23 protein-coding genes are annotated in these 23,583 nt (G+C 59.5%); 6 read left to right on the plus strand and 17 right to left on the minus strand.

Annotation, left to right across the window (positions count from 1 at the left end; all coding sequences use genetic code 11):
• Positions 1–94 precede the first annotated feature (94 nt).
• Positions 95–853: a M48 family metallopeptidase gene (locus tag IM303_RS07190; protein WP_028014340.1), complete on the plus strand. Its 759-nt coding sequence runs from the start codon at positions 95–97 to the stop codon at positions 851–853.
• Positions 854–1,063: 210 nt separating this feature from the next.
• Positions 1,064–2,332, plus strand: a complete 1,269-nt coding sequence (locus tag IM303_RS07195; protein ID WP_192971646.1) for an OprD family outer membrane porin — start codon at positions 1,064–1,066, stop codon at positions 2,330–2,332.
• A 76-nt stretch (positions 2,333–2,408) separates the two neighbouring features.
• On the opposite strand, the gene IM303_RS07200 is transcribed toward IM303_RS07195, so the two are convergent.
• The 14 genes from IM303_RS07200 to IM303_RS07265 all read right to left on the minus strand — a co-directional run bounded on the left by IM303_RS07200 (position 2,409) and on the right by IM303_RS07265 (position 15,103).
• Positions 2,409–4,049, minus strand: coding sequence for a thiamine pyrophosphate-binding protein (locus tag IM303_RS07200; protein ID WP_193359760.1), 1,641 nt, complete (start codon positions 4,047–4,049; stop codon positions 2,409–2,411).
• A 13-nt stretch (positions 4,050–4,062) separates the two neighbouring features.
• Positions 4,063–5,532 (minus strand): aldehyde dehydrogenase, encoded by a 1,470-nt coding sequence (locus IM303_RS07205; protein WP_193359761.1) that lies wholly within the window; start codon positions 5,530–5,532, stop codon positions 4,063–4,065.
• 9 nt (positions 5,533–5,541) lie between these two features.
• Entirely contained in the window at positions 5,542–6,312 is a 771-nt protein-coding gene (locus tag IM303_RS07210; RefSeq protein ID WP_049001440.1) for an aspartate dehydrogenase, read from the minus strand.
• A gap of 9 nt (positions 6,313–6,321) precedes the next feature.
• Positions 6,322–7,116, minus strand: coding sequence for an SDR family oxidoreductase (locus tag IM303_RS07215; RefSeq protein WP_193359762.1), 795 nt, complete (start codon positions 7,114–7,116; stop codon positions 6,322–6,324).
• Positions 7,100–7,870 (minus strand): alpha/beta fold hydrolase, encoded by a 771-nt coding sequence (locus IM303_RS07220; RefSeq protein WP_063438561.1) that lies wholly within the window; start codon positions 7,868–7,870, stop codon positions 7,100–7,102. The genes IM303_RS07215 and IM303_RS07220 overlap by 17 nt, the downstream gene beginning before the upstream one ends.
• A gap of 9 nt (positions 7,871–7,879) precedes the next feature.
• Entirely contained in the window at positions 7,880–8,410 is a 531-nt protein-coding gene (locus IM303_RS07225) for a cupin domain-containing protein (RefSeq protein ID WP_017382915.1), read from the minus strand.
• A 10-nt stretch (positions 8,411–8,420) separates the two neighbouring features.
• Complete coding sequence (locus tag IM303_RS07230) at positions 8,421–9,677, minus strand: MFS transporter (protein ID WP_049001447.1); 1,257 nt, start codon at positions 9,675–9,677, stop codon at positions 8,421–8,423.
• 25 nt (positions 9,678–9,702) lie between these two features.
• The gene (locus IM303_RS07235; protein WP_049001449.1) at positions 9,703–10,890 is read right to left on the minus strand and encodes an NAD(P)/FAD-dependent oxidoreductase; all 1,188 of its coding nucleotides are present in this window, start codon (positions 10,888–10,890) and stop codon (positions 9,703–9,705) included.
• Positions 10,887–11,813 carry a VOC family protein gene (locus tag IM303_RS07240; RefSeq protein ID WP_049001452.1) on the minus strand — a complete coding sequence of 309 codons (927 nt, stop codon included), beginning with the start codon at positions 11,811–11,813 and terminating at the stop codon, positions 10,887–10,889. The genes IM303_RS07235 and IM303_RS07240 overlap by 4 nt, the downstream gene beginning before the upstream one ends.
• A gap of 78 nt (positions 11,814–11,891) precedes the next feature.
• A complete protein-coding gene (locus IM303_RS07245) occupies positions 11,892–12,680 on the minus strand; it encodes an IclR family transcriptional regulator (RefSeq protein ID WP_028014350.1) in 789 nt (262 codons plus the stop codon).
• Positions 12,681–12,692: 12 nt separating this feature from the next.
• Complete coding sequence (locus IM303_RS07250; protein ID WP_193359763.1) at positions 12,693–13,442, minus strand: SDR family oxidoreductase; 750 nt, start codon at positions 13,440–13,442, stop codon at positions 12,693–12,695.
• Positions 13,442–14,464, minus strand: a complete 1,023-nt coding sequence (locus tag IM303_RS07255) for an aromatic ring-hydroxylating dioxygenase subunit alpha (protein ID WP_028014352.1) — start codon at positions 14,462–14,464, stop codon at positions 13,442–13,444. Before IM303_RS07255 ends, IM303_RS07250 begins: the two co-directional genes overlap by 1 nt.
• Before the next feature lie 10 nt (positions 14,465–14,474).
• Entirely contained in the window at positions 14,475–14,783 is a 309-nt protein-coding gene (locus IM303_RS07260) for a recombinase-like helix-turn-helix domain-containing protein (protein ID WP_028014353.1), read from the minus strand.
• Complete coding sequence (locus IM303_RS07265; RefSeq protein WP_193359764.1) at positions 14,780–15,103, minus strand: non-heme iron oxygenase ferredoxin subunit; 324 nt, start codon at positions 15,101–15,103, stop codon at positions 14,780–14,782. Before IM303_RS07265 ends, IM303_RS07260 begins: the two co-directional genes overlap by 4 nt.
• Positions 15,104–15,517: 414 nt before the next feature.
• Here IM303_RS07265 and IM303_RS07270 point away from each other — a divergent pair, with 414 nt between their 5' ends.
• Positions 15,518–16,729: an MFS transporter gene (locus IM303_RS07270; RefSeq protein WP_049001459.1), complete on the plus strand. Its 1,212-nt coding sequence runs from the start codon at positions 15,518–15,520 to the stop codon at positions 16,727–16,729.
• Between the two features lie 3 nt (positions 16,730–16,732).
• Here IM303_RS07270 and speB read toward each other — a convergent pair whose 3' ends face one another.
• The 3 genes from speB to yqgB all read right to left on the minus strand — a co-directional run bounded on the left by speB (position 16,733) and on the right by yqgB (position 19,980).
• Positions 16,733–17,653 carry an agmatinase gene (gene speB / locus IM303_RS07275; protein ID WP_017382921.1) on the minus strand — a complete coding sequence of 307 codons (921 nt, stop codon included), beginning with the start codon at positions 17,651–17,653 and terminating at the stop codon, positions 16,733–16,735.
• A gap of 210 nt (positions 17,654–17,863) precedes the next feature.
• Positions 17,864–19,840 (minus strand): biosynthetic arginine decarboxylase, encoded by a 1,977-nt coding sequence (gene speA / locus IM303_RS07280; RefSeq protein ID WP_049001461.1) that lies wholly within the window; start codon positions 19,838–19,840, stop codon positions 17,864–17,866.
• Positions 19,841–19,848: 8 nt separating this feature from the next.
• Complete coding sequence (gene yqgB, locus IM303_RS07285) at positions 19,849–19,980, minus strand: acid stress response protein YqgB (protein WP_127312443.1); 132 nt, start codon at positions 19,978–19,980, stop codon at positions 19,849–19,851.
• A 189-nt stretch (positions 19,981–20,169) separates the two neighbouring features.
• On the opposite strand from yqgB, the gene IM303_RS22320 reads away from it, so the two are divergent.
• From IM303_RS22320 to galP, 3 genes are all read left to right on the plus strand, one after another.
• On the plus strand, positions 20,170–20,457 hold the full coding sequence (locus IM303_RS22320; protein ID WP_045260764.1) for a hypothetical protein: 288 nt from the start codon (positions 20,170–20,172) through the stop codon (positions 20,455–20,457).
• Between the two features lie 186 nt (positions 20,458–20,643).
• Positions 20,644–21,798, plus strand: coding sequence for a methionine adenosyltransferase (gene metK / locus IM303_RS07300; protein ID WP_041908329.1), 1,155 nt, complete (start codon positions 20,644–20,646; stop codon positions 21,796–21,798).
• A gap of 359 nt (positions 21,799–22,157) precedes the next feature.
• On the plus strand, positions 22,158–23,555 hold the full coding sequence (galP, locus tag IM303_RS07305; protein ID WP_045629996.1) for a galactose/proton symporter: 1,398 nt from the start codon (positions 22,158–22,160) through the stop codon (positions 23,553–23,555).
• Positions 23,556–23,583 lie beyond the last annotated feature (28 nt).

Here is a 23,583-nt window from a genome sequence, read left to right on the forward strand (position 1 = left end):
GCCTGTAGATATTCCTTATACTTATCCCGCCCCGGCTTCGTTGCGGGGGCACTTTTCGGATTTTATTCAGTTTAACGAGTACGGAAGCAACCTCATGAAAATGCGTGCAATAGTGCTGGCCCTGGGTACAACGCTCGTGCTGAGCGGCTGTCAGAATATGGACTCTAACGGTCTGATGACCTCAGGTGCAGAAGCCTTTCAGGCCTACTCCCTGAGCGACGCGCAGGTTAAAGCGCTGAGCGATCAGGCCTGTAAAGATATGGACGGAAAAGCCACGCTTGCGCCGGCTGACAGTACCTACACACAGCGTCTGAATAAGATTGCTTCCGCGCTCGGCGATAACATCAACGGCCAGCCGGTGAACTACAAGGTTTACATGGCGAAAGACGTCAACGCCTTCGCGATGGCTAACGGCTGTATCCGCGTCTACAGCGGGCTGATGGATATGATGACCGACAACGAAGTGGAAGCGGTTATCGGCCATGAAATGGGTCACGTTGCGCTCGGCCACGTGAAGAAAGGGATGCAGGTTGCCTTAGGCACCAACGCCATTCGCGCGGCGGCAGCCTCTGCGGGCGGCATCGTTGGCAGCCTGTCCCAGTCGCAGCTTGGTGACGTAGGTGAAAAACTGGTTAACTCCCAGTTCTCGCAGCGTCAGGAGTCCGAAGCGGACGACTACTCCTACGATCTGTTGCGCAAACGCGGTATTAATCCATCCGGTTTAGCCACCAGCTTCGAAAAGCTGGCAAAACTGGAAGCGGGTCGCCAGAGCTCCATGTTTGACGATCACCCGGCCTCAGAAGCGCGCGCACAGCATATTCGCGACCGAATGGCCGCTGACGGAATTAAATAATTTTGGAAGGAGGCAATTTTGCCTCCTTTTTATTTCGCATGAATTGCTAACTAAATCGCACGTATCGGTAACACCTCTGAAAGCCCCGTCAAATCTACCCTTTCCGGCTGAAACGTCTGGTCACATATTTATTGCAATCGTTAATCTTTCCGGTAATTATCAAACGCGCAGTAATTCAATTTAATATATTAAGACAGAGACGTTCCCTCCGTGAAAAAAGAATTATCGTTAATTGCTTTAAGTTTATTCGCCGCATTACCCGCCGCTGCAAGCCAGCAATCTGACAGCAAGGGTTTTATCGACGACAGTCATTTAGACCTGTTTTTACGCAATGCGTATATCAGCCGTGACTACCATCAGGGCCAGCAGGATAAAGCCGAATGGGGTCAGGGCATCATCGCCACCTTTGAATCCGGCTATACCGAAGGGCTGGTGGGCTTTGGCGTGGACGGCATCGCGCAGTACGGCGTGCGCCTGGACGGCGGTCGCGGCAAGAGCGGCGCGGGCGGTATCGACTTCTTTAAACAGGAAGACGATGGCCGGGCCAAATCCGATTTAGCGAAATTTGGCGCTACCGCCAAAATGCGGATCTCGAATACCGTGCTGAGCTACGGTAACCAGCGTCCTGAACTGCCTATCGTTAACGCCGACAGCTCCCGCCTGCTGTTTGAAAGCTACACCGGTGCCATGCTGACCTCGAAAGAGCTCGACGGCCTGGAAGTGAACGCCGGTTATTTCACCGACGAGCAGCGTAAAAGCGACGACCGCCACGACAGCGGCCTGAAAAGCCTGACTTTCGGTGGCGCAAGCTACCAGTTCAACGACCAGTTCAGCGGCGCGCTATACGCCTCTCATAACGAAGAGGTGATGAACAAACAGTACCTGGGGCTGAATTACAAACAGCCGTTCAGCACCGGGCAGCAGCTGGTGCTCGACTTTAACGGCTATAACTCGCGTCTGGATCAGGGCTACGCTGACAGCCTCGACACGGGCCGCAGCAACACCATCTGGAGCCTGGCGGCGAGCTACATCTGGGATATTCACACGTTCAAAGTGGCGTACCAGCAGAGCAGCGGCAGCACCGGCTATAACTACGGCGGCTATCGCGACAAGGGCGGCGTGGGTGACGGCGGCAACACCATCTGGCTGGCGAACTCCTACTGGTCTGACTTTAACGGTGAAGACGAGCGCTCATGGCAGGCATCCTACGGCCTGGACTTCGGCGGACTCGGCCTGCCGGGCCTGAGCTGGACCACCGCCTACGTGCGCGGCGACAACATTAAGACGTCTGAAACCAGCAACGGCAAAGAGCACGAGTGGTTTAACCAGATCCAGTACCAGGTGCAGGACGGCCCGGCGAAAGATCTGAAGCTGAAACTGCGCTACTCCGTGCTGCGCGTCTCCAGCAACGCCAGCGACTATAACGTGGGCGGGGACGAGATCCGCGCTTACGTGGAATACCCGTTTAACGTGTTCTGATAAAACAAGCCGGGTGGCGGCTTCGCCTTACCCGGACTACTGTTTTCTCCCTCTCCCCGTGGGAGAGGGAAAACAGCTAGTAAAGCGTTTTCTGCGGCGGCCCGGCAAACTTCAGCGCGCCAATCTGACCCATCCGCACTTCCACTACCGACGGTCCCGGCATCGCCAGCGCCTCCGTCATCACGGCTTCAAAATCCTCTGCCCGCTCAACGCTCCACGCCTGCAGGCCAATTGCCTGTGCCAGCAGGGTAAAGTCCGGCGTATGCAGTTCGTTATAATACTGTCGCCCGCCGAAGTACTTATCCTGAATGCCGCGCATCACGCCGTAGCCCCCGTCGTTCATGATCAGCAGCGTCACGTTGGCTTTCTCCTGCGCCAGCGTCGCCAGCTCGCCTAAATTCAGGCTCAGGCCACCGTCGCCCACCAGCCCCACCACCTTACGCTGTGGGTTAGCAATCGCGGTACCAATCGCCATTGGCAGCCCCATGCCAATCGCCCCGGCCAGAGAGTGAATGTTCATCAGCGGGCCGTTAGCCCTGAACAGGCGGCTGCCCCACAGGCTGCCGGAAACGGTGATATCGCGCACCAGCAGGCCGTCCTGCGGCAGGGCTTTTTCAATGGCGTCGTTGAGCTTCGCATAGGCGCCGCACTGCTCGCGCAGGCCCTGTTCAGCCTGCGAGACCACCAGCTGCACCTGCGCGTCCCACTGGGCGTTGCCCCACTCGCGGCCCTGCGCTTTTTCAGCCAGCGCGCCAAGCAGCGCTGAACAGTCGGCTATCAGCGTGTTATCCATCAGATAGTTACGGCTAGCCGCCGCCGGGTCGATATCTATCTGCACGCGTGGAGACGGCAACTCCAGCGTCCAGGAGCGGGTTTCGTTGCTGCGCAGGCGTGAACCGGCGACCAGCGTAAAATCACACTGCGCAATCAGCGCCTCTACCGACGGCGAATTGTGGAACGCCCGCAGGCTGGCACGATGGTCGTCCGGCAGCACGCCGCGCGCGTGGGTGCTGGAGATCACCGTCACGCCCGCATCCGCCAGTTTTTTCACCGCGTCAGCGCTTCCCAGCGCCCCGCCGCCCAGCCACAGCAGCGGCTGTTTAGCCTGCCTGAGCTGCGCCCATAAAGCATCCACGATCGCGGGATCCACGGCTGCAACCGAAGCTGGTTTCACCGGTGCGGTCACCAGAGACAGCGGAATTTTAGCTCCCTGAATATCAATCGGGATTTCCACGGAGACCGGCCCGCACGGCCGCGTCTGCGCCTCCTGAATCGCTTTATGCAGAATCGCTATCGCCTGGCTGGCATTGCTGATGCGGTACGCCCGTTTTGAACTGGCCTTCAGGAAGGTCAGTTGGTCGCGAGTTTCATGGATAAAACCGGTGTCGGCATCCAGCCAGGCCTTTTCAACCTGTCCGGTTAAATGCAGCAGCGGCGTGCAGGCGTTCATCGCCTCCACCAGCGCGCCTACCGCGTTCCCCGCCCCCGCGCCGGTGCTGGTCAGCGCCACGCCGAGGCCGGAAAACCGCCCGTGGGCGTCGGCCATGGTGACGGAACCCGCCTCGCCGCGCGCGGGCACGAAGCGGATTTTGCCCCGCTGCCCTATCGCGTCCGCGATCGGCAGGTTGTGAATGGAGATGACGCCGTAGATGGCCTCAACCTGATACTGCTCCAGCGTTCTGGCGATGGCGTCGCCGACGGTTATCATTTCGCTCATTGCTCACCCTTTCTCAGTCGCACCAGTGGTTGACGCTGTTACCCGTCGCCAGATAAATGCTCTTTTGCTGCATCCAGGCTTTCAGCCCCTGAATGCCCTTTTCGCGGCCCAGACCGCTCTCTTTAAAGCCCCCGAACGGGGTCGAAATCGCAAAAACTTTGTAGGTGTTGATCCACACCGTACCGGCCTCCAGCTGCTCGCTCAGGCGCAGCGCCCGCCCGGTGTCGCGGGTCCAGATCCCTGCCGCCAGGCCGTAAACCGAGTCGTTCGCCTCGCGGATCAACGCCGCTTCATCGCGAAACGGCATCGCCACCAGCACCGGGCCGAAGATCTCCTCCTGGCAGGCGCGGGCGCCGTTCGTCAGCCCTTCGATAATGGTCGGCTGGAAGAAGCTGCCGTTTGCGAGGTCAGGATCCGCCGGGATCTCCCCGCCGCACAGCACCCGGCCCCCCTCGCGCTTCGCCAGCTCGACGTATTCCTGCACGCTCTGGCGATGTTTCTCATTGATCAGCGGCCCAACGTGAACGCCGTCGGTGAAGGGGTGCCCTACGCGCAGCCCGCGAGTTAATTCCAGCAGCCGCGCCATCAGTGGCGCGTACAGGCTTTCGTGGATAAACAGCCGGGACCCGGCGATGCACGCCTGCCCTGCTGAGCTGAAAATGCCGTAGCAGATCCCGCGCGCGGCCTGCTCAACGTCGGCATCCTCCAGCACGATGATCGGGGATTTACCGCCCAGCTCCAGCGACGCTGGGATCAGCTTTTCCGCGGCCACGTGCGCCAGATGGCGGCCCGTGGCGGTGCCGCCGGTAAAGGAAATTTTTCGCACGCGGGGATGGCGCGCCAGCGCGTCGCCAATCACCGAGCCTTTGCCCGGCAGCACGCTCAGCAGCCCGGCGGGCAGCCCGGCCTGTTCAAAAATGCGCGCCAGCTCCAGCGCCATCAGCGGCGTGGCTTCGGCAGGCTTGAGGATCACCGCGTTCCCGGCGGCGATGGCCGGGGCGACCTTCTGCATCTCACTGGCAATGGGCGAGTTCCACGGCGTGATGGCCGCCACTACGCCGAGCGGCTCATAGCGGCTTAGCGTCAGCAGATCCGGCTGGCGCGGCGTGGGCAACTCCCCTTCCAGCAGCTCGCAGGCGGCGGCGAAGTAGCGGGCCGTTCCCGCCGCGCTCATCACCAGCCCGCGCGCCTCCGCCAGCGGCTTGCCGTTATCCCGGCTCTGCATCTGCGCCAGCTCGTCCGCGCGGGACTCAATCAGATCCGCCACCTTGTGCAGGATCTTCGCCCGCACGTGCGGCAGGCTGTTGCGCCAGACGGGATCGCGCCACGCGCGCTCGCCTGCCTCGATCGCGTCGTACAGATCGTCAAGGTTTGCCGCGTTCAGCGTCGCATTGATCGACCCGTCAGCCGGGAAGTGGCTCTGCATCGGGTTACCGCCGCCGCGTCGCCACTGGCCGCCGATAAAAATCTTCAGATCGTCCATCGTCACTCCTCAGCTCAGGGCCAGTTCGCGGCAGGCGCGCACCGCGCTGAGTGCCGCCAGGGTGGAGGTTTTAGGGTTAGACGCCAGCGGCAGCCCGCTCAGCTCCAGATGGAATTCGCCAAACAGCCCTTCTACGTGCAGCGTGTGGGTGTTACGTTTCGTTGCCGGGTCAACCATCAGCTGCACGCGGGTTTCATCCATCCCGACGCCGCCGAGCGCCACGGTCGCCGCCACGTTGGCGTTCGCCGGGAACAGGCGCGCCGCCTCGCGGGCGCTCCCTTCAAAAAAGACATTCGCCTCTGAGACCGCGTTAAGATCGATAAGCTGCTCGGCGTAGCTGCCGCGCCAGCTGGCCGGGCTTTTACGCGACTGATAGGTGACGCGCTCAAGCCCGCCCTCCTTCGCCGCCGCCAGCCCGTCGATGCCGGCCACCGCCCCGGAAAGCAGCGTCAGTTTTCCGCCCGCCGCGAGCAGGCGCTGCTCCAGCGCGCTGTCCGCCAGCGCGCCGGTGGAAATAACCGCCAGATGCCAGCCGCGGCGCAGAATCGCTTCGCCGTACTGCGCAACCGCCTGCTGGCTGGCGCACTCCAGCACCAGATCGGGCGTTTGTGCGCACGCCATCGGCGAGGTCAGCGCCTCGACCGCATCGCCAAACTGGTCGCGAATGGCGGCATGGTGAGACGCGCGCGCCACGATCCAGCCGATAGCCACGCCGGCGGGCAGACGCTCAATCACCGCCTGCGCCATGGCGCCATAACCAATTAACATTACCTTTTTCATGATGCGTCCTTACAGATGGCGGCAAAAGCCGCCGGAAACGTCCAGCGCCGCGCCAGTGGTAAATGAGGCCAGCGGTGAGGCGAGAAACAGCAGCGCCTGCGCAGGCTCCTGCGGCTTGCCGAGGCGCGCCATCGGGATGCCGCGCTTGCGCGCGATCTCCGCCGTCCACTCCGGCCAGCTCTGGCTTTTATCCGCCCGGCTTTCAAAGCGGCGCTGCCACTGGCCGGACTCGACCATACCGAGCAGTATGGAATTGACGCGAATCCCTTTGCCTACCAGCTCTTTCGAGAGCGTCAGCGTCATGTTCAACAGCGCGGCGCGGGCTGCCGACGTGGCGATCATGTGCTCTTCCGGCTGAAGCGCCAGCAGGGAGTTCACGCAGGTGATGGAGGCGATATCGGACCGTTCCAGCAGCGGCTGAAACGCCTGCACCGGATTAATGACGCCAAACAGTTTAAGTTCGGCTTCGTGCAGCCACGCCTCGCGCGGCGTGTCGCTGAAGTGCGCCACGTAGCCCTGACCGGCGTTGTTGATCAGCATATCCGCCGCGCCAAAGCGCGCCTTCACCGCATCCGCGAAGGCCTGCACCTCGTCGGCGTTCAGCACGTCGCAGCGGTATGAGAAAATTTCCCCGTCGGGATAGTCGTTTTGCAGCGTCGCATGGGCGCTGGCGAGCCGGTCCGGGTCGCGGCCACAGAAGGCGACTTTCGCCCCTTCGCCCAGCAGCAGGCGCAGCGTTTCAAAGCCAATGCCGGACGAACCGCCGGTAACGACCGCTACGCGGCCGTCAATGTGTGCATTCATCGCGCACCTCTTCGTTAATGCGTAAAAGCTGTTGATTAAAAAACGCGTCGTTATCGAGATAGCTCGCGTGTCCGGCCTGCGGAATCGCGGTAAACGGCATGCCGTAGCGCAGCGCCAGCCCCTGTACCAGCTCGGGCTGCGTTATCGCGTCCTGCTCGCCGCACCAGACTTCAAATTGACCGGCGTAACGCTTAAGCCAGCCGTGAATGTCGTCATGCGCCAGCATCCACGCGGCAGCGAGGTAGCCTTCGGGGCGCAGCCTGCGCATGCCCGCCGCGACGGTGGCGATATCGTCCGGGCGCGCGCCGGGGCGCAGCAGCTTCGCGGCGCGGGTCTGGGCGAGGATGTCGCCACCGAGCGCCATCTGCTGCTCGCGATTACGCCAGACCTGCTCTCGCTGCTCCGGCGCGGCATTACCGTAGCCCTGCGCGGCGTCCGCCAGCACCAGATGAATGACGCGTTCAGGGAACTTCGCCGCAAACGCGCTGGCCACCAGCGCCCCCAGGGAATGGCCCACCAGTACCGCCTGCCAGACGCCTGCGCGGTCGAGCATCGCCGCCAGCGCGTCGGCGTAATCTCCGGCGTTTGCCCGCTCAACCGCCAGCATCGGGCTTTCGCCGTAACCGGGCATGTCCCACGCCAGCACGCGAAAACCGTTCAGCGCCATCTGCTTATGCCAGGACGCAGCGCCAGAGCTGATCCCGTGCAGCAGCATCAGCGGGATGCCGCTTCCCTGTTCACGAAAAGCCGTCATGTCGCCCCCTTAGTTCCGCTTCACTTTTGAGAGCGGATGATCGGAGGGATAGGTCGGGATTTCCGGCTTGTTGGTTCCCAGCATGACGCACATCAGCGCCTCTTCTTCCCCGTGGTTAAACAGGCCGCGATAGATGCCCGGCGGGACGGAGATCAGGTCACGCTCGCGCAGCACGGTTTCGGTGTAGTTGTCGCCGTCCTGGATCATCAGCGTGATCTGCCCTTTGAGCATGAAGAACACCTCCTCCACGTCGTCATGCAGGTGCAGCGGCCCTTCGCACTTCGACGGCAGCACCATGGTAGAGAAGGTAAAATGGTCCGCCTGCACGGTATTGGTGTCGTTCGCCACGCCGGTTGCCCCGGTGCCGATGTAGCGCATCTGCGCCCGGCGGTATTTCGGGTCAAAATCGGCCTGGAACTTCAGCGCGTTCCAGTCGTATTTACGGCCTTCGAAGCGCGCGATGCGCGACTCGACCCACTCTTCCATTGTCAGGTGGTCGGGTTTGATGCCTGTTTTGTTGGTTACGGTTGAATCAGTCATGACACTCTCCTCAGTAACGTCTCAGCAGCGGCAGTAACAGGACGCAGCCCACCGCCGCCATCACCGCCAGAAAAATCAGCCCGGAATCCATGCTGTGGGTGAAAGCGATCAGCGCGCCCATCACCGCCGGCGACAGCGCGCCCGCAAAGTTTCCCAGCCCGTTGAAGATGCCGCCCGCCGTGGCGCTCACCCGGGGATGGGTGGCTTTCGCCAGCAGGGCGAAAATGTTGGGGGCGCCGGTGCCCCACATAAAGGTGCTGAAGCTCATCGCCGCGATGATGGCAAGCGGGGTGTCGAGGTGCATCACCGCCGCCAGGCCTACCGCCGCCCCCGCCATCGAGATAAAGCAGGCCGCCGCGCGCTTATCGACCCGGTCAGAGAGCCACGCGCCAATCACCTCTCCCGCCAGCATGGCGATGAACGGCATCGACGACAGCCAGCCCGCGTGCTCCAGGTGAATGCCTTTGCCCTTGATGAGATAGCCCGGCAGCCAGCCGTTGATGCCCCACAGGTAGGTCAGAAAGGCGATGTTAAAGATGCAGATGATCCAGAAGTGCGGGCTGACAAACAGCTCGCGCCGCGCCGCGCGCCGCTCGTCCTGAGACACCTGCGAGGTACCGGGTTTTGCTTCCAGACGGATCCCGCGCAGGCCAACGCGCACAAAGATAAGCACCGGCACGGTCAGCATTGCCATGACAAAGAAGGTGCTCTGCCAGCCGAAGGTGTTCAGCAGCCACAGGGAGAGCGGGAAGCCAATCGCCGCGCCGACCGGCGTGCCCAGCAGCCAGAGCATGGTGGCGCGCGCCTGTAAATGCTGCGGGAAGTTGTGGCGCACGATGGCGAAAGCCAGCGGGAACAGCGGTCCTTCCGCCACGCCCAGCAGGATGCGCAGGACGATCATTAGCGTGTAGTTATGGGTAAAGCCCATCGCCACCATCAGCGCGCACCACACCACCATCATCCCGGTGAGCAGGCGCAGCGGCGCGATTTTGTCGCCTAAACCGCTCAAAAATACCGACGAAAAGCCGTAGCTCAGCAGGAAGGCGCTCATCAGAATGCCGAGGCGCGTGGTATCAAAATCGATGCCCATCGCCTGCTGGAAATGGGTGTCGGAAAAGAGCGCCGCGATGCTGATTTTGTCGAAAAAGGCCAGCAGCACGCAGGCCAGCAGCGACAGCGGGATGGCCCAGCGCACCGCTTTTTCAGGCGTGCGGGTTCCCTCACCGCTCGCCTCGACGGGCGCGGTGTTGGTCTCTAATGTGGTCATGTCTCCCCCTACGGGTGCGGGTTAGCTATCGCAATGACATCAGTGAAAAAGCCGGGTCGGCGAGCGGCACATTCGATAAATCTCGCTCCGCGGCCATCCAGCGCTTCGCCAGCTTGACGGTGCGCGCATCGTTGAACGCCACCAGCTGCGTTAGCCGACCGTTGTCGTCCAGCGAGAAGTACAGCGCCTCTTCACGCACTATCGTTCGGCTGCCCGGCTGCGGAATGCCGAGGATCTGGATGTTGTGCTGATATTGATCCGACCACAGCCACGGCGCGTCGTCGTAGCCTGGCGCATCGGGGTTAAGCATGGCTTTCGCCGTCGCCACCGCCTGATTCTGGGCGAAGGCCCAGGACTGAATGCACAGGCCGTAGTGATGGTGCTGAGCCACGTCGCCTGCGGCAAAGATGAACGGATCGGACGTCCGTCCCTGGGCATCCACCACGATCCCCCGCACGGTGCGAAGTCCCGCATCGCGCGCCAGCTCCAGATTGAGATCGACGCCGATCCCCACCACCACCGCATCAAAGGTTTCACGCTGGCCGTCGCAGTGGATAACCGGCAGGCCGTTATCGTCCTCCAGCTCCAGCGCGCCGCAGCCGGTACGGATCGCCACCCCCTGCTCGCGGTGGATGACCTCTAAGCGCTGCGACACCTCGCCGCTCACCGAGCGCATGCACAGCGCGGGCTGCTGTTCGAACAGCGTGACCGCTACGCCGCTTTTGCGCGCGGAAGCTGCAATCTCAAGGCCGATCCAGCCGCCGCCGACAATCGCCAGTTTTTTACTTTCCGCCAGACGCGCCTTCAGGCGCTGCGCATCCTGCCAGTGGCGCAGAGTGTAGACCTGCGGATGCGCCGCCCACGCCGGTGAAGGCAGGCGCGCCCTCCCGCCGGTGGCCATTAGAAGAATGTTGTAACTAAGGCGTTCGCCGTTGCTTAAACGCACGGTTTTCGCTTCACGATCGATTGATTCAGCACGCAGCGGGCGGTACCAGGTCAGGTTCAGCGCCTGCTGTGCTTCTTCGCTAAACAGCCGCGGGAGCGCCGCGTCCGGCTCCAGCAGAGACGCTTTCGACAGCGGCGGACGTTCGTAGAAATCCCACTCCTCTTCCGCCACCACGCAGATCTCGCCGTCGAAGCTCTCGTCGCGCAGGGTTTTCGCCGCCCAGCCGCCCGCCTGACCGCCACCGATAATGACAATGCGCGACGTCATACCGCCTCCGGCTTTTTCTGCTGGCGGCGGGTGTCGTGGTCAATCCCGCCTTCTACCGCCCATTCGGTAAAGGAGACCAGGGAGTGCTCCAGCTCGCGCGGCTGCCAGTTTTCCGTCAGATAGTCGTCGTTGGTGTAATACTCAAACGCGCCGCCGGTCGGGCTATTGACGTACCAGAAATAGGCCGACGACACTGGATGGCGGCCCGGCCCGATAAAGGTGCTCCATTCATTTTTATTCATCGCGATACCGCCGCCGATCACCTCGTGGATGTCGCGCACGGTGAAGGCCACGTGGTTGAGGCCGCGCTTGCGGTTCGGCAGTTGCAGCAGGAACAGGTTGTGATGTCCGCCGCGCGCCCCGCAGCGCAGGAACACGGCGCGGTTGATGTAGCGGTCCGAAACCTGGAAGCCGAGCACCTCGCGGTAGAATTTCTCCACCGCCGCCAGCTCCTCCACGAAGAACACCACGTGCCCGACGTTGATCGGCTGCGCACGATCGTAAACCGGGCTGGGCGTGTCGATACGGCGGGCATCGCCCCACTGGTTGATCGGCTCAACGTTCAGCTCCACGTCGGTCTGCTGGCTGACCTGCACGCGCAGGGTCATGCCGTTCGGATCGAGGCATTCCAGCGCGTCGCCCACTTCGCGAAAGCCGGGCTGTCTCGCCAGCTTCGGGCGCAGCGCGTCGAGATCGGACTGTGCGGCCACCGCCCAGGTCATGCGGCGCAGGGTGTTGCCCGCTTCAAACGCCGGCGGCAGGTCGGGGCTGTCGATGGGGTTCAGCTCCACGCGCGCGCCGCTCAGGGTGGTAAAACGCTGGCCGCTGGCATCGCCCGTCAGGCCAAAATCACGCATAAATTTGGCGCAGTGCGTCAGGTCTTCCACGCCAAATTCCAGCTTTTCAATTCCGGTTACACTCATCGTTCGTTGCCTCATCTGGCCCAAATTGGGCGTAAAACATGCCCGACGCAGTCAAGCGCCTGACGTTAACTCACTGATTTAGCTGGCCTGTGACAAATAGCCTAAGAAGCCAGAAATTTTATCCGCCGCGAGGCGAACCTCGTTTTGCAGACGCTCGCGGTCGGTCTGCGGGATCTCTTCCGACGGCACCAGAATGCTGACCACCGCCGCCACGCGTCCGCTTCGGTCATACACCGGGTAGACGATGGAGGAGATGCCGTGGCGGAAGAAGGATTCTCCGATGACAAACCCGCGGGCTTTGTCCTGTTGCACCATCTGCCACAGGGCCTCGCGGTCGTGAAGCTGCCCCGGCGTGTTGCCCGGCAGGCGCTCGTGCGGGAACAACTGTTCGAAATCGGCGCGGGAAATATCGGTCAGCAACATGCGGCCCAGCGAGGTGCAGTGCACCGGCAGGCGGGTGCCAATGCTGACCTGATTGATGCGCGACCCGGCGGCGCTGACGCGGGCGATGTAGATAATGTCGCGCCCGTCGCGGATCGCCAGATGGCTGCTGCACTGGCTGACGTCGCGCAGCTGCTCAATCACCGGCTGGCCGACCTGCGCCACGTCCAGCGAGGCGATGTACTCAAAGCCGAGACGCAGCACGTTCATGCCCAGCGAAAAGGTATTGGTACGCGCGTTGCGCTCCAGAAAGCCCATGTACTCCAGCGTCTGCACCACGCGATAGGCGGTCGCCTTCGGCATATCCACCAGCCGGTGCAGCTCGGCAAAGGTCAGATCGCGATGCTGCTCGCCAAAGGCCAACAGCAGCTGTAAACCGCGCTCCAGCCCCGGCACCAGATACTTCACTTCCTGATCGTTTGCCATAATCGCTACACCTTAGTTAAAGACAAAACCGCCGTTGACCGGGATCAGCTGCCCGGTGATAAACCGCGACAGATCGCTTAACAGCCAGACTATACTGCCGGTAACGTCTTCCGGCTGCTGCGCGCCGGTTAACGCGCGGCCATTCTCGTAGAGCTGATGGCGCTCGGCCGGAACATATTCGGTCGCCTCGACGCGGGTTAACCCCGGCGCGATGGCATTAATGCGTATACGCTTTTCTCCCAGTTCGCGCGCCATTGAGCGTGTCATGGCAATCACGGCGCCCTTGCTGGCGACGTAGGCCATCAGGCGCGGCGCGCCCCACAGCGCGGTGTCGGACGCAACGTTCACGATACCCGCGCCCTCGCGCAGCAGCGGCACCGCGGCGCGCGTCACCAGCCAGGTGCCTTTGACGTTGACGCTCATCACCCGATCCCAGAGATCCGGATCGTAATCGAGCATATTTTTGCCGCCGACGCCCGTCGCCATCGCCGCGTTGTTCACCAGGCCATCGATCTGACCCTGCTCGCCAATCGCGCTGAACACCTGCTCAATGGACTGTGGATCGGCCAGATCGATAACATGCGATTCGATCGCATAGCCCCGCTCGCTCAGGGCGTGGGCGCTTTCGGCCAGCTCGCCCTTGAGGATGTCGCACATCACCACCGCCGCGCCCTGCTCCGCGCAGGCTTTGGCAAAGTGAAAGCCCAGCCCGCGCGCGGCGCCGGTTATGACGATGCGCTTGCCGCTCAGCAGCCCGTTCATCAGGCGGCTCCCTGCTGTTCTTCGCGCATCGCCAGTTGCTCTTTGGCGGCCTTTTGCATCATGCGGCGCAGGCGCGAGAGGCCGACGTCGTGCTGATACAGGTATTCATGGTCGCGGGCGTTTGGCGCCAGGCTTTCCAGCACCACGCGATCCTGCTCCAGCACTTCCCAGTGCAGTTTTTCCAGACGGTTGCGGTACATGAAGCGCCACATGTCGCGCTGCCAGCCCTGCACCCGGCGAATGCGCCAGAAGAAGACGCGGCAGTTGTCGTTATCTTCCGGCACCACCATGCCGACGATAAAGAAGTGGCCGCCCGGCCCGAAACGCTTCTTATACGGAATGGAGAGGCGCATCCAGCAGGTGCCGCTGTTGCCCAGCTCCACCCAGTCAAAGTTGACGCCGCTCTGCCCTTTCTTCTCGAAGATAAAGCCGGTTTTGGTCGGCTGGAGCACCATGTCGGCCTTGCGATCCCCTTCCGCCATCGAGTGCGACGAGGAGTGCAGATAGGTGCCGTGCATCGGGTCCATCACGTTTTCCAGCGCGTACTGGTAATTGCATTTCCACGCGGCGGTGCAGAGGAAGTTGCTGAAGCTGTCCGTATCGGCGAGCTCGTCCGGGAAGGTCAGCTCGTCCGGCTGCTGGTCCGCGGTGACGCCAAACCACAGGAAAATTGCGCCGTGCGCCTCCTGCACGTTGTAGCTGCGCACGCACTGCTGGCCGACCAGCGGGCATTTGTCCACGGCGGGCACGTCTTTCACCTCGCCGTTGCCCGCGACCTCCACGCCGTGATACCAGCAGGCAATGCGGTCCCCAAGGTTCCAGCCCATCGACAGGCGCGCGCCGCGGTGCGGACAGCGGTCCTCCAGCGCCTGCACCTGGCCGTCTTTGTTGCGCCAGACCACAATCTGTTCGCCCAGGCGGGTAATGCCCACCGGTGCAGACTGCACCTCCCAGCTCGCCAGCACCGGATACCAGAGGCCGCGCAGACCTTTATCGAGATAGTGTTGTACGGTAGTCGTCATCGCGTTGCCCTCAGTAGCCGTTAACCTGTAAGAATGCCTGGAAGCTGGCCTCGCTCCACGGCTCGCCCTGCTGATCGTGCATGCGCACCGCGTTCAGCCCGTTCACCAGCTCCGGTAAAGTTTCAACTCCCTGCTCGAAGAGATCTTCCAGCGTGGCGATGAGGTTCACTTCCCAGCTTTCCGGCTCGCGGCTGCGGGTCTGCCAGATAAGGTTCTGGTAATCACCCGGCTTATGGATCGCACCGTTACCGCCCTCAGCCGGTGGGGCAAACTGACGGCTTTCCGGCAGCGCCGGGTTGTAGTTCAGGGTGTCGCTCATGCCACGGTCTCCTCGACGAAGGTAATCTGAATCTGGTTTTCAAAAACCCGAACCGGGTAGCGTTTGAGGTTGCGCCCGCCGGGGCCGTGCAGGCACTGACCGGTTTTGACGTCGAATACCGCCTCGTGCAGCGGGCATTCCACCTTGCCGTCTTCCACGAAGCCCTGGCTCAGCAGGGCATAGGCGTGGGGGCATACGTCTTCCAGCGCGTAATATTCACCGTCAATCAAATACACGCCGATCTCTTTACCGTCGACGTTGCCGCTAAAAGGGAAATCTTCCTGTACTTGTTCTGCGTCACATACGCCTATCCAGCTCATCACGATCCTCCAGGCTTTTGTTTCATATATGAAACTCTGTTTCTTATTTAATACGGTCAATATAAAAGCGATGAATGTTTCGTCAAGCCGTAATGTGACGAATTTGTTAATCAAACGGCAATTAATTAACTAAGTGTGCAAAGGATCACGAAAAAATGCAGCGATATGAAATTTTCATTATTTCGGTGTGAAAGAATACGATTTATAGATGGCCTTAAAATTTAATAAACAGTGATTGACTTCTTTTCTTTTTGTTCCTTAAAAATAAAAGAAGTGAAAAACATGGTGTTTCATCTGTGAAACTTAATTTTATTTTTTCTTTAATAAACAATGAGTTTCACAGGTGAACCATTTTACCCACGTGACAATCACGCGCATAAAAATAGAAATAAGCGAAAACATAAGGCAGGCGTTATGACGGCAAGATGGCAAGGCACAGTGGCATTGTTATTACTGATTATTATTTCCTACGTTGACCGGGTGAATATTTCTGTAATGATTTTAAACCCGGAATTTGCTCAGCATTTTCAGCTAAATGAAAACAGAATGTTACAGGGAATGCTTATGACCTGTTTTCTGCTGGGTTATGGATTTTCAGCTTTATTATTAACTCCAGTTATTGAAAGCAGACTCCATTATCGACAGGGATTATTGAGCAGCATAGCGATGTGGGCAGCGGTATGCGCCATTTCACCGCTGCTCGGATCGCTGATGGGCATGCTCGTCGCGCGCACGATCCTGGGGATCGCTGAGGGGCCGCTCTTTTCGCTGAAAACGCGCTTCATCAGCGATCACTTTAGCGCGCAGGAGATCGGCAAACCCAACGCCGTGACCGCGCTGGGCGTCTCGCTCGGGCTGGCCGTGGGCTTTCCGCTGGTGACGTGGCTGATGGCGCATCTCGGCTGGGCCGGATCGTTTTATGCCCTGGCGGTATTAAATCTGGTGCTGGGTGGCGGCCTTGTCTGGCGCTTCCTGCCCGCGCCGCGGGGTGCGGAGAAAATCAAAAAACCGGGCTTTACAGAGACGTTTTCGCTGGCCTGGCAAACGCCGCTGCTCGGGTGGATCCTGCTGGTGGAGATTGCCACTCTGAGCTATCTCTGGGGGAGCAGCGCCTGGCTGCCCGCGTGGCTGCGCGACGAGCATCATTTCTCGCTGCACGCCACGGGCATGCTTGCGGCCATTCCCTTCCTGCTGAGTCTGGGCTCGAAGTTCCTCGGCGGGGTGCTGCTCGACAGAATGCGCCCGGAACAGGCGCCAATGCTGTTTGTGGTGGGCGGCGCGCTGACGGCGCTGTCCGTGGTCGCGCTGATGCTCAGCCATCAGCCTGCCTGGCTGGCGCTGTTTATGCTCTCGGCGAATATCTTCTGGGGGCTACAGGGGGCGGCTATTCCGGCGGTGATCCAGCATCACGCCGCGCGGGAAGCGGTGGGCAGCGCTTACGGCATTATCAACGGGATCGGCAATATCTGCGCGGCGTTTATTCCGCTGCTGATGGGGATGGTGATGAGGTCGGTAGGGTCGGTCAGCTCAGGCTTTTCGGTGCTGGTCGTCTCGCAGGTAATCACCCTGCTTGCCGGGGGAATGTTGCTGCTGCGCATGCGTCGCGCAGCAGCAATCAGCGCGTAAGGCTTATTCGCCTTTTTTCGCGGCCTGGATGTAGAGCATTTCCAGCGCCAGGGTCGCCGCGGCAAGCGCGGTGATCTCGGACTGGTCATAGGCTGGCGCCACTTCCACCACGTCCATTCCAACGATGTTCAGATCCTTCAGGCCACGCACCAGCTTGATGGCGCGGTCTGACGTCAGGCCGCCAATAACCGGCGTACCGGTACCCGGTGCAAACGCCGGATCCAGGCAGTCGATATCGAAGGTCAGGTATACAGGCATATCGCCGACGATCTGCTTAACCTGAGCCAGAATATCGTCCACGCCGCGATCGTTCACCTGGCCAGCGTCCAGCACGGTGAAACCGTTGTCTTTGTCGAACTCGGTACGGATGCCGATCTGCACGGAGTGGTTCGGATCGATCAGGCCTTCTTTCGGCGCGGTGTAGAACATGGTGCCGTGGTCGAACTCGCAGCCGTTCGCGTAGGTGTCGGTATGCGCATCGAAGTGCACCAGCGCCATTTTACCGAAGTGCTTCGCGTGAGCGCGCAGCAGCGGCAGAGTGACAAAGTGGTCACCACCGAAGGAGAGCATGCGCTTGCCGGCCGCCAGCAGCTTCTCGGCGTGCGCCTGCAGCTTTTCGCTCATCTCACGCGCGTCGCCGAAGGCGTACACCAGGTCACCGCAGTCCACCACGTTCAGGCGCTCGCGCATGTCGAAGTTCCACGGGAAGCGGTTGTGCTCCCAGGCCAGGTTGGTGGAAACCTGACGGATTGCCGCCGGGCCGTGACGTCCACCCGCACGACCGGAGGTTGCCATGTCGAACGGCACGCCGGTGATCACCCAGTCCGCGTCGCTGTCGTACGGCTGGAAGTTCATTGGAAGGCGTAAAAAACCAAACGCGTTAGATACCAGAGAGTTATCGTACTGATGACCTAAAGTGCTCATGTCCTGACCTCTTTTAACGTCGATACATTAAAAACAGATGAAAAAAAATCCCCTCCGCGTCGTTAAACCCGACGAGGAAGGGATTGATTCGTAAATCGCATATTGGGGCGAATTATCGCCGTTAATTCATACGGGTTCAAGTGAGTATAGGGCATTGTGCGGTCTGATGCCCTCACCCCAACCCTCTCCCACCGGGAGAGGGAGGTTTTACTACTCGTCTTCCAGGTAGGTGTACCCGTACAGACCCGCTTCAAACTCTTCCAGGAACTGCTGCTGCAAGGCATCGTCCAGACCGGTGTTTTTCACCTGGTCGCGGAACTGGGTGAGCAGTTTTTTCGGATCCAGCTGCACGTATTCCAGCATATCCGCCACGGTGTCCCCTTCATCGGACAGCTCAACCTCGACGCTGCCGTCAGGGAAGACAAACACGTCAACCGCTTCGGTATCGCCGAACAGGTTGTGCATGTTGCCGAGGATCTCCTGATACGCACCCACCATAAAGAAGCCCAGCATTGGCGGGTTCTCCGGATCGTACTCCGGCATTGGCATCGTCGTTGCGATACCGTCACCGTCAACGTAATGGTCAATCGCGCCGTCAGAGTCACAGGTGATGTCCAGCAGCACCGCGCGACGTTCCGGGGCGTGGTTCAGCCCTTCCAGCGGCAGAACCGGGAACAGCTGGTCGATACCCCAGGCATCCGGCATCGACTGGAACAGGGAGAAGTTGACGTACATTTTGTCCGCCATACGCTCCTGCAACTCGTCGATAATCGGACGATGCGCGCGGTTGCTCGGGTCGAGCTGTTTCTGCACTTCATGGCACATGTTCAGATAGAGCTGCTCCGCCCACGCGCGCTCTTGCAGGCTGAAGGTGCCTGACGAGTAGCCGACGTGAATATCGTGCAGATCCATCTGGCTGTCGTGCAGCCATTCGCGCAGGGAACGGCGCGTGCCCGGCTCGTGCATCTCCTGCCAGGTTTCCCACATGCTTTGCAGGGAACGCGGGGCATCATCTTGCGGAGGCGTCGCTTCGGTGATTTCGCTGCGCTCGACGCCGATGATGTTAGACACCAGCACCGTATGGTGCGCGGTAACCGCGCGGCCAGATTCGGTAATCACCGTCGGGTGCGGCAGGCCGTGCTCTTCACAGGCATCGCCAATCGCCCAGATGATGTTGTTGGCGTATTCGTTCAGGCCGTAGTTCACCGAGCAGTCGGACTGCGAGCGGGTCCCTTCGTAGTCCACGCCCAGGCCGCCGCCCACGTCGAAGCACTGAATATTAACGCCAAGCTTGTGCAGCTCAACGTAGAAACGCGCGGATTCACGCACGCCGGTGGCGATGTCGCGGATATTGGCCATCTGCGAGCCGAGGTGGAAGTGCAGCAGCTGAATGCTGTCCAGACGACCGCGCTCGCGCAGGATCTCCACCAGCTGCAGCACCTGGTTCGCCGCGAGGCCGAACTTGGATTTTTCACCGCCGGAGGACTGCCATTTACCGGAACCCTGCGACGCCAGACGCGCACGCACGCCAAGGCGTGGAATAACGTTCAGACGCTCGGCCTCTTCCAGCACGATGGCAATTTCGGTCATTTTCTCGATAACCAGATAGACCTTGTGGCCCATCTTCTCGCCAATCAGCGCCAGACGAATGTATTCGCGGTCTTTATAGCCGTTACAGACGATCACCGACCGGGTCATGCCCGCGTGCGCCAGAACCGCCATCAGCTCCGCTTTGGAGCCTGCTTCCAGTCCCAGCGGTTCGCCGGAGTGGATCAGGGATTCGATTACGCGGCGGTGCTGGTTCACCTTGATCGGGTAAACCAGGAAGTAGTCGCCTTTATAGCCGTAGGATTCACGCGCGCGCTTGAAGGCGGCGTTAATCGAACGCAGGCGATGTTGCAGGATCTGCGGGAAGCAGAACAGTGCAGGCAAACGCTGGCCCTGAGCTTCACGGGCCTTCACCAGCTTAGCGAGATCCACGCGCGCTTCAGGGACGTCCGGGTCCGGGCAGACGCTGATGTGGCCCAGCTCGTTGACGTCGTAGTAGTTATTGCCCCACCAGGCAATATTGTAGGTGCGCAGCATCTTGCTGGCTTCCTGGGAGCTCATCGCAACCTCCTGCATAGAACGTAGTACACCCTGTTCGCCCGCTGACGAAGGCGAAAAAGAAGACATGTCGTCAGACATAGCGAACCTCAACTCTTTGTATTAAGTGTAAAACAGTTGACTACTATCGCAGCGTTATACGGCGATAACAACCCATAAACGGCTCCGTTTCCCAGCAGAGTATGCTGAAATCCAGACCGTGCGACCGGTTTCTTATTCATATCATTGTAAAACACGTATCCGAACTCTGTATGACAAGGTTCGGCGAAACCACGAGAAAACTCTTGTATTAACAAGAGCGCCCTTGTTCAGTTTTCACAGAGCGTAACCGGCCCTTGAATCCTGAGAAGCGCCGAGATGGGTATAACATCGGCAGGTTTGCAGACTAGAAATGCGGGTTGCGGGAATCAATGGCGCGCCAGAACGGCAGCGCTGAATTAGCGGAAAACGATGGTTCATTATCTCGTATCACCTCCACGGCCGCCTCTGATGAAACGGACCCCAAGCCAAAGCTAAAAGTTCACTGCTTAACCCGGCTGGAAGTGGCGACACGATGTATTCATCGAGCGCTGATTTTATATGAGCCGCGCGCCGCGTTTTATACCGAGAAGGGGGCTAAAAAGCAAAACAAAAATACGCGTGTTGCCAGCAGCGTCAGGAAAAATTTCCAGCAGCCATTTCAACGCAGTGAGAGATGAATCAAAAAAAACTGGAAATCGGGCGAAGAAGTGACCTAAAATAGCCATCCAGATGTTAATCCATCTATACTGATTAACACTCATACTGCCAGTGTCAAAAACCTGCAGGCCTTGGTAGAATTATCTCCTTTGGCTATTCCACACAGCAGCTTGAGCTAACCAAATTCCTCTTAGGTGAAATAAAACATGGCAAAACACCTGTTTACGTCCGAGTCCGTATCAGAAGGACATCCTGATAAAATTGCTGACCAAATCTCCGATGCGGTGCTGGATGCGATCCTGGCGCAGGATCCTAAAGCGCGCGTAGCGTGTGAAACCTATGTCAAAACCGGCATGGTTCTGGTTGGCGGTGAGATCACCACCAGCGCATGGGTTGATATCGAAGAGATCACCCGTAACACGGTGCGTGAGATCGGCTATGTACATTCTGATATGGGCTTTGATGCCAACTCCTGCGCGGTACTGAGCGCGATTGGCAAACAGTCTCCGGACATCAACCAGGGCGTTGACCGTGCCGATCCGCTGGAACAAGGCGCGGGCGACCAGGGCCTGATGTTCGGTTATGCAACCAACGAAACCGACGTGCTGATGCCAGCACCTGTGACCTACGCACACCGTCTGGTGCAGCGTCAGGCTGAAGTGCGTAAAAACGGCACCCTGCCGTGGCTGCGCCCGGATGCGAAAAGCCAGGTCACCTTCCAGTACGACGACGGCAAAATCGTCGGTATTGATGCGGTGGTGCTGTCTACCCAGCATGCCGAAGAGATCGATCAGAAATCCCTGCAGGAAGCAGTGATGGAAGAGATCATCAAGCCGGTTCTGCCAACCGAATGGCTGAGCTCAGCAACCAAATTCTTCATCAACCCAACCGGACGCTTTGTTATCGGCGGCCCAATGGGCGACTGCGGCCTGACCGGTCGTAAAATCATCGTTGATACCTACGGCGGCATGGCGCGTCACGGTGGCGGCGCGTTCTCCGGTAAAGATCCGTCTAAAGTTGACCGTTCTGCCGCGTATGCTGCACGTTATGTGGCGAAAAACATCGTTGCTGCCGGCCTGGCTGACCGCTGTGAAATTCAGGTTTCCTACGCTATCGGCGTGGCTGAGCCAACCTCCATCATGGTGGAAACCTTCGGCACGGAGAAAGTGCCTTCAGAACAGCTGACCCTGCTGGTGCGCGAGTTCTTCGACCTGCGTCCATACGGCCTGATTCAGATGCTGGATCTGCTGCACCCAATCTACCAGGAAACCGCTGCATACGGTCACTTTGGTCGTGAACATTTCCCATGGGAAAAAACCGACAAAGCCGCTCTGCTGCGTGAGGCTGCCGGTCTGAAGTAATCGACAGCCGAGAGTATTAAACAGGCCAGCCTTTGTGCTGGCTTTTTTTATGTCGGGTGGCGGCTAAAGCCGCACAACTGAAAGCGATTACACCGCACCGGCACCACTCCGCTTTCAGAATAATCTCTTTGCATGTTCGCCTTTCTTCTGCTGTTACATTTCCTTTCAGTTAAGTCTGAAATTCAAACAAACGCGATGCGCATCACCTCGTTTACCTCTATATTTTCAAAGCTTTAATAATTTTTACGGTTGCACGTTAGTGTAACCGATTACACTATTGTGATTAATCTCACATATTTTTACGGGTCGCTCACCTACCCTTATCATCAATAAAACTGATAACCCAACTGGAGGGCATAATGCCTGACAATAAAAAACAGGGGCGTACGTCCAACAAGGCGATGACTTTCTTCGTCTGCTTCCTCGCCGCCCTGGCAGGATTACTCTTTGGCCTGGATATCGGCGTCATTGCCGGCGCTCTTCCCTTTATCGCAGACGAATTCCAGATTAACGCGCATACCCAGGAATGGGTGGTTAGCTCCATGATGTTCGGTGCGGCCGTTGGGGCCGTCGGCAGCGGCTGGCTCTCCTTCAAGCTCGGACGCAAAAAGAGCCTGATGATCGGTGCGATCCTCTTCGTCGCCGGTTCGCTCTTCTCCGCTGCCGCCCCTAACGTTGAAGTGCTTATTCTTTCCCGCGTGCTGCTGGGCCTTGCGGTGGGCGTGGCGTCTTACACCGCCCCGCTCTACCTCTCCGAAATAGCGCCGGAGAAAATCCGCGGCAGCATGATTTCCATGTACCAGCTGATGATCACCATCGGTATTCTCGGCGCTTACCTGTCCGATACCGCGTTCAGCTACAGCGGCGCATGGCGCTGGATGCTCGGCGTGATCATCATCCCGGCTATTCTGCTGCTGATTGGCGTCTTCTTCCTGCCGGACAGCCCGCGCTGGTTTGCCGCCAAACGTCGCTTCGTTGATGCCGAACGCGTGCTGCTCCGCCTGCGCGATACCAGCGCGGAAGCGAAAAACGAGCTGGAAGAGATCCGCGAAAGCCTGAAGGTAAAACAGTCCGGCTGGGCGCTGTTTAAAGAGAACAGCAACTTCCGTCGGGCGGTGTTCCTCGGCGTGCTGCTGCAGGTGATGCAGCAGTTCACCGGGATGAACGTCATCATGTACTACGCGCCAAAAATCTTTGAACTGGCGGGCTACACCAACACCACCGAGCAGATGTGGGGCACCGTTATTGTGGGCCTGACCAACGTGCTGGCGACCTTTATCGCCATCGGCCTGGTGGACCGCTGGGGTCGTAAGCCAACCCTGACCCTGGGCTTCCTGGTGATGGCGACGGGTATGGGCGTTCTCGGTACGATGATGCATGTGGGCATCCACTCCCCAACCGCCCAGTACTTCGCGGTGGGTATGCTGCTGATGTTTATCGTCGGGTTTGCGATGAGCGCCGGTCCGCTGATTTGGGTACTGTGCTCTGAAATCCAGCCGCTGAAAGGGCGTGATTTTGGTATCACCTGCTCTACCGCAACCAACTGGATTGCCAACATGATCGTCGGCGCAACGTTCCTGACCATGCTCAACACCCTGGGCAATGCCAACACCTTCTGGGTCTACGCCGGTCTGAATATCTTCTTTATTGTGCTGACCATCTGGCTGGTTCCAGAAACCAAACATGTTTCTCTGGAACATATTGAACGTAACCTGATGAAAGGTCGTCCGCTGCGCGAAATCGGCGCCCACGACTAATCCTCTTGCGGGAGGCGCCTCTTGCGCC

Source organism: Enterobacter cloacae complex sp. P38RS (genome assembly GCF_014930775.1).
In the GTDB taxonomy this organism is placed as follows: Bacteria; Pseudomonadota; Gammaproteobacteria; order Enterobacterales; family Enterobacteriaceae; genus Enterobacter; species Enterobacter bugandensis.

Excerpts from the sequence above, each read along its gene's own strand:
- IM303_RS07270 (WP_049001459.1), top strand. The coding sequence starts at position 15,518 with ATGACGGCAAGATGGCAAGGCACAGTGGCATTGTTATTACTGATTATT.
- IM303_RS07240 (WP_049001452.1), bottom strand. The coding sequence starts at position 11,813 with ATGAGTGTAACCGGAATTGAAAAGCTGGAATTTGGCGTGGAAGACCTG.
- IM303_RS07200 (WP_193359760.1), bottom strand. The coding sequence starts at position 4,049 with ATGAGCGAAATGATAACCGTCGGCGACGCCATCGCCAGAACGCTGGAG.
- galP (WP_045629996.1), top strand. The coding sequence starts at position 22,158 with ATGCCTGACAATAAAAAACAGGGGCGTACGTCCAACAAGGCGATGACT.
- IM303_RS07265 (WP_193359764.1), bottom strand. The coding sequence starts at position 15,103 with ATGAGCTGGATAGGCGTATGTGACGCAGAACAAGTACAGGAAGATTTC.
- yqgB (WP_127312443.1), bottom strand. The coding sequence starts at position 19,980 with ATGAATAAGAAACCGGTCGCACGGTCTGGATTTCAGCATACTCTGCTG.
- IM303_RS07190 (WP_028014340.1), top strand. The coding sequence starts at position 95 with ATGAAAATGCGTGCAATAGTGCTGGCCCTGGGTACAACGCTCGTGCTG.
- IM303_RS07255 (WP_028014352.1), bottom strand. The coding sequence starts at position 14,464 with ATGACGACTACCGTACAACACTATCTCGATAAAGGTCTGCGCGGCCTC.
- IM303_RS07210 (WP_049001440.1), bottom strand. The coding sequence starts at position 6,312 with ATGAAAAAGGTAATGTTAATTGGTTATGGCGCCATGGCGCAGGCGGTG.
- IM303_RS07215 (WP_193359762.1), bottom strand. The coding sequence starts at position 7,116 with ATGAATGCACACATTGACGGCCGCGTAGCGGTCGTTACCGGCGGTTCG.
- IM303_RS07230 (WP_049001447.1), bottom strand. The coding sequence starts at position 9,677 with ATGACCACATTAGAGACCAACACCGCGCCCGTCGAGGCGAGCGGTGAG.
- IM303_RS07245 (WP_028014350.1), bottom strand. The coding sequence starts at position 12,680 with ATGGCAAACGATCAGGAAGTGAAGTATCTGGTGCCGGGGCTGGAGCGC.
- IM303_RS07235 (WP_049001449.1), bottom strand. The coding sequence starts at position 10,890 with ATGACGTCGCGCATTGTCATTATCGGTGGCGGTCAGGCGGGCGGCTGG.
- IM303_RS22320 (WP_045260764.1), top strand. The coding sequence starts at position 20,170 with ATGGCGCGCCAGAACGGCAGCGCTGAATTAGCGGAAAACGATGGTTCA.
- IM303_RS07225 (WP_017382915.1), bottom strand. The coding sequence starts at position 8,410 with ATGACTGATTCAACCGTAACCAACAAAACAGGCATCAAACCCGACCAC.
- IM303_RS07205 (WP_193359761.1), bottom strand. The coding sequence starts at position 5,532 with ATGGACGATCTGAAGATTTTTATCGGCGGCCAGTGGCGACGCGGCGGC.
- speB (WP_017382921.1), bottom strand. The coding sequence starts at position 17,653 with ATGAGCACTTTAGGTCATCAGTACGATAACTCTCTGGTATCTAACGCG.
- metK (WP_041908329.1), top strand. The coding sequence starts at position 20,644 with ATGGCAAAACACCTGTTTACGTCCGAGTCCGTATCAGAAGGACATCCT.
- IM303_RS07260 (WP_028014353.1), bottom strand. The coding sequence starts at position 14,783 with ATGAGCGACACCCTGAACTACAACCCGGCGCTGCCGGAAAGCCGTCAG.
- speA (WP_049001461.1), bottom strand. The coding sequence starts at position 19,840 with ATGTCTGACGACATGTCTTCTTTTTCGCCTTCGTCAGCGGGCGAACAG.
- IM303_RS07250 (WP_193359763.1), bottom strand. The coding sequence starts at position 13,442 with ATGAACGGGCTGCTGAGCGGCAAGCGCATCGTCATAACCGGCGCCGCG.
- IM303_RS07220 (WP_063438561.1), bottom strand. The coding sequence starts at position 7,870 with ATGACGGCTTTTCGTGAACAGGGAAGCGGCATCCCGCTGATGCTGCTG.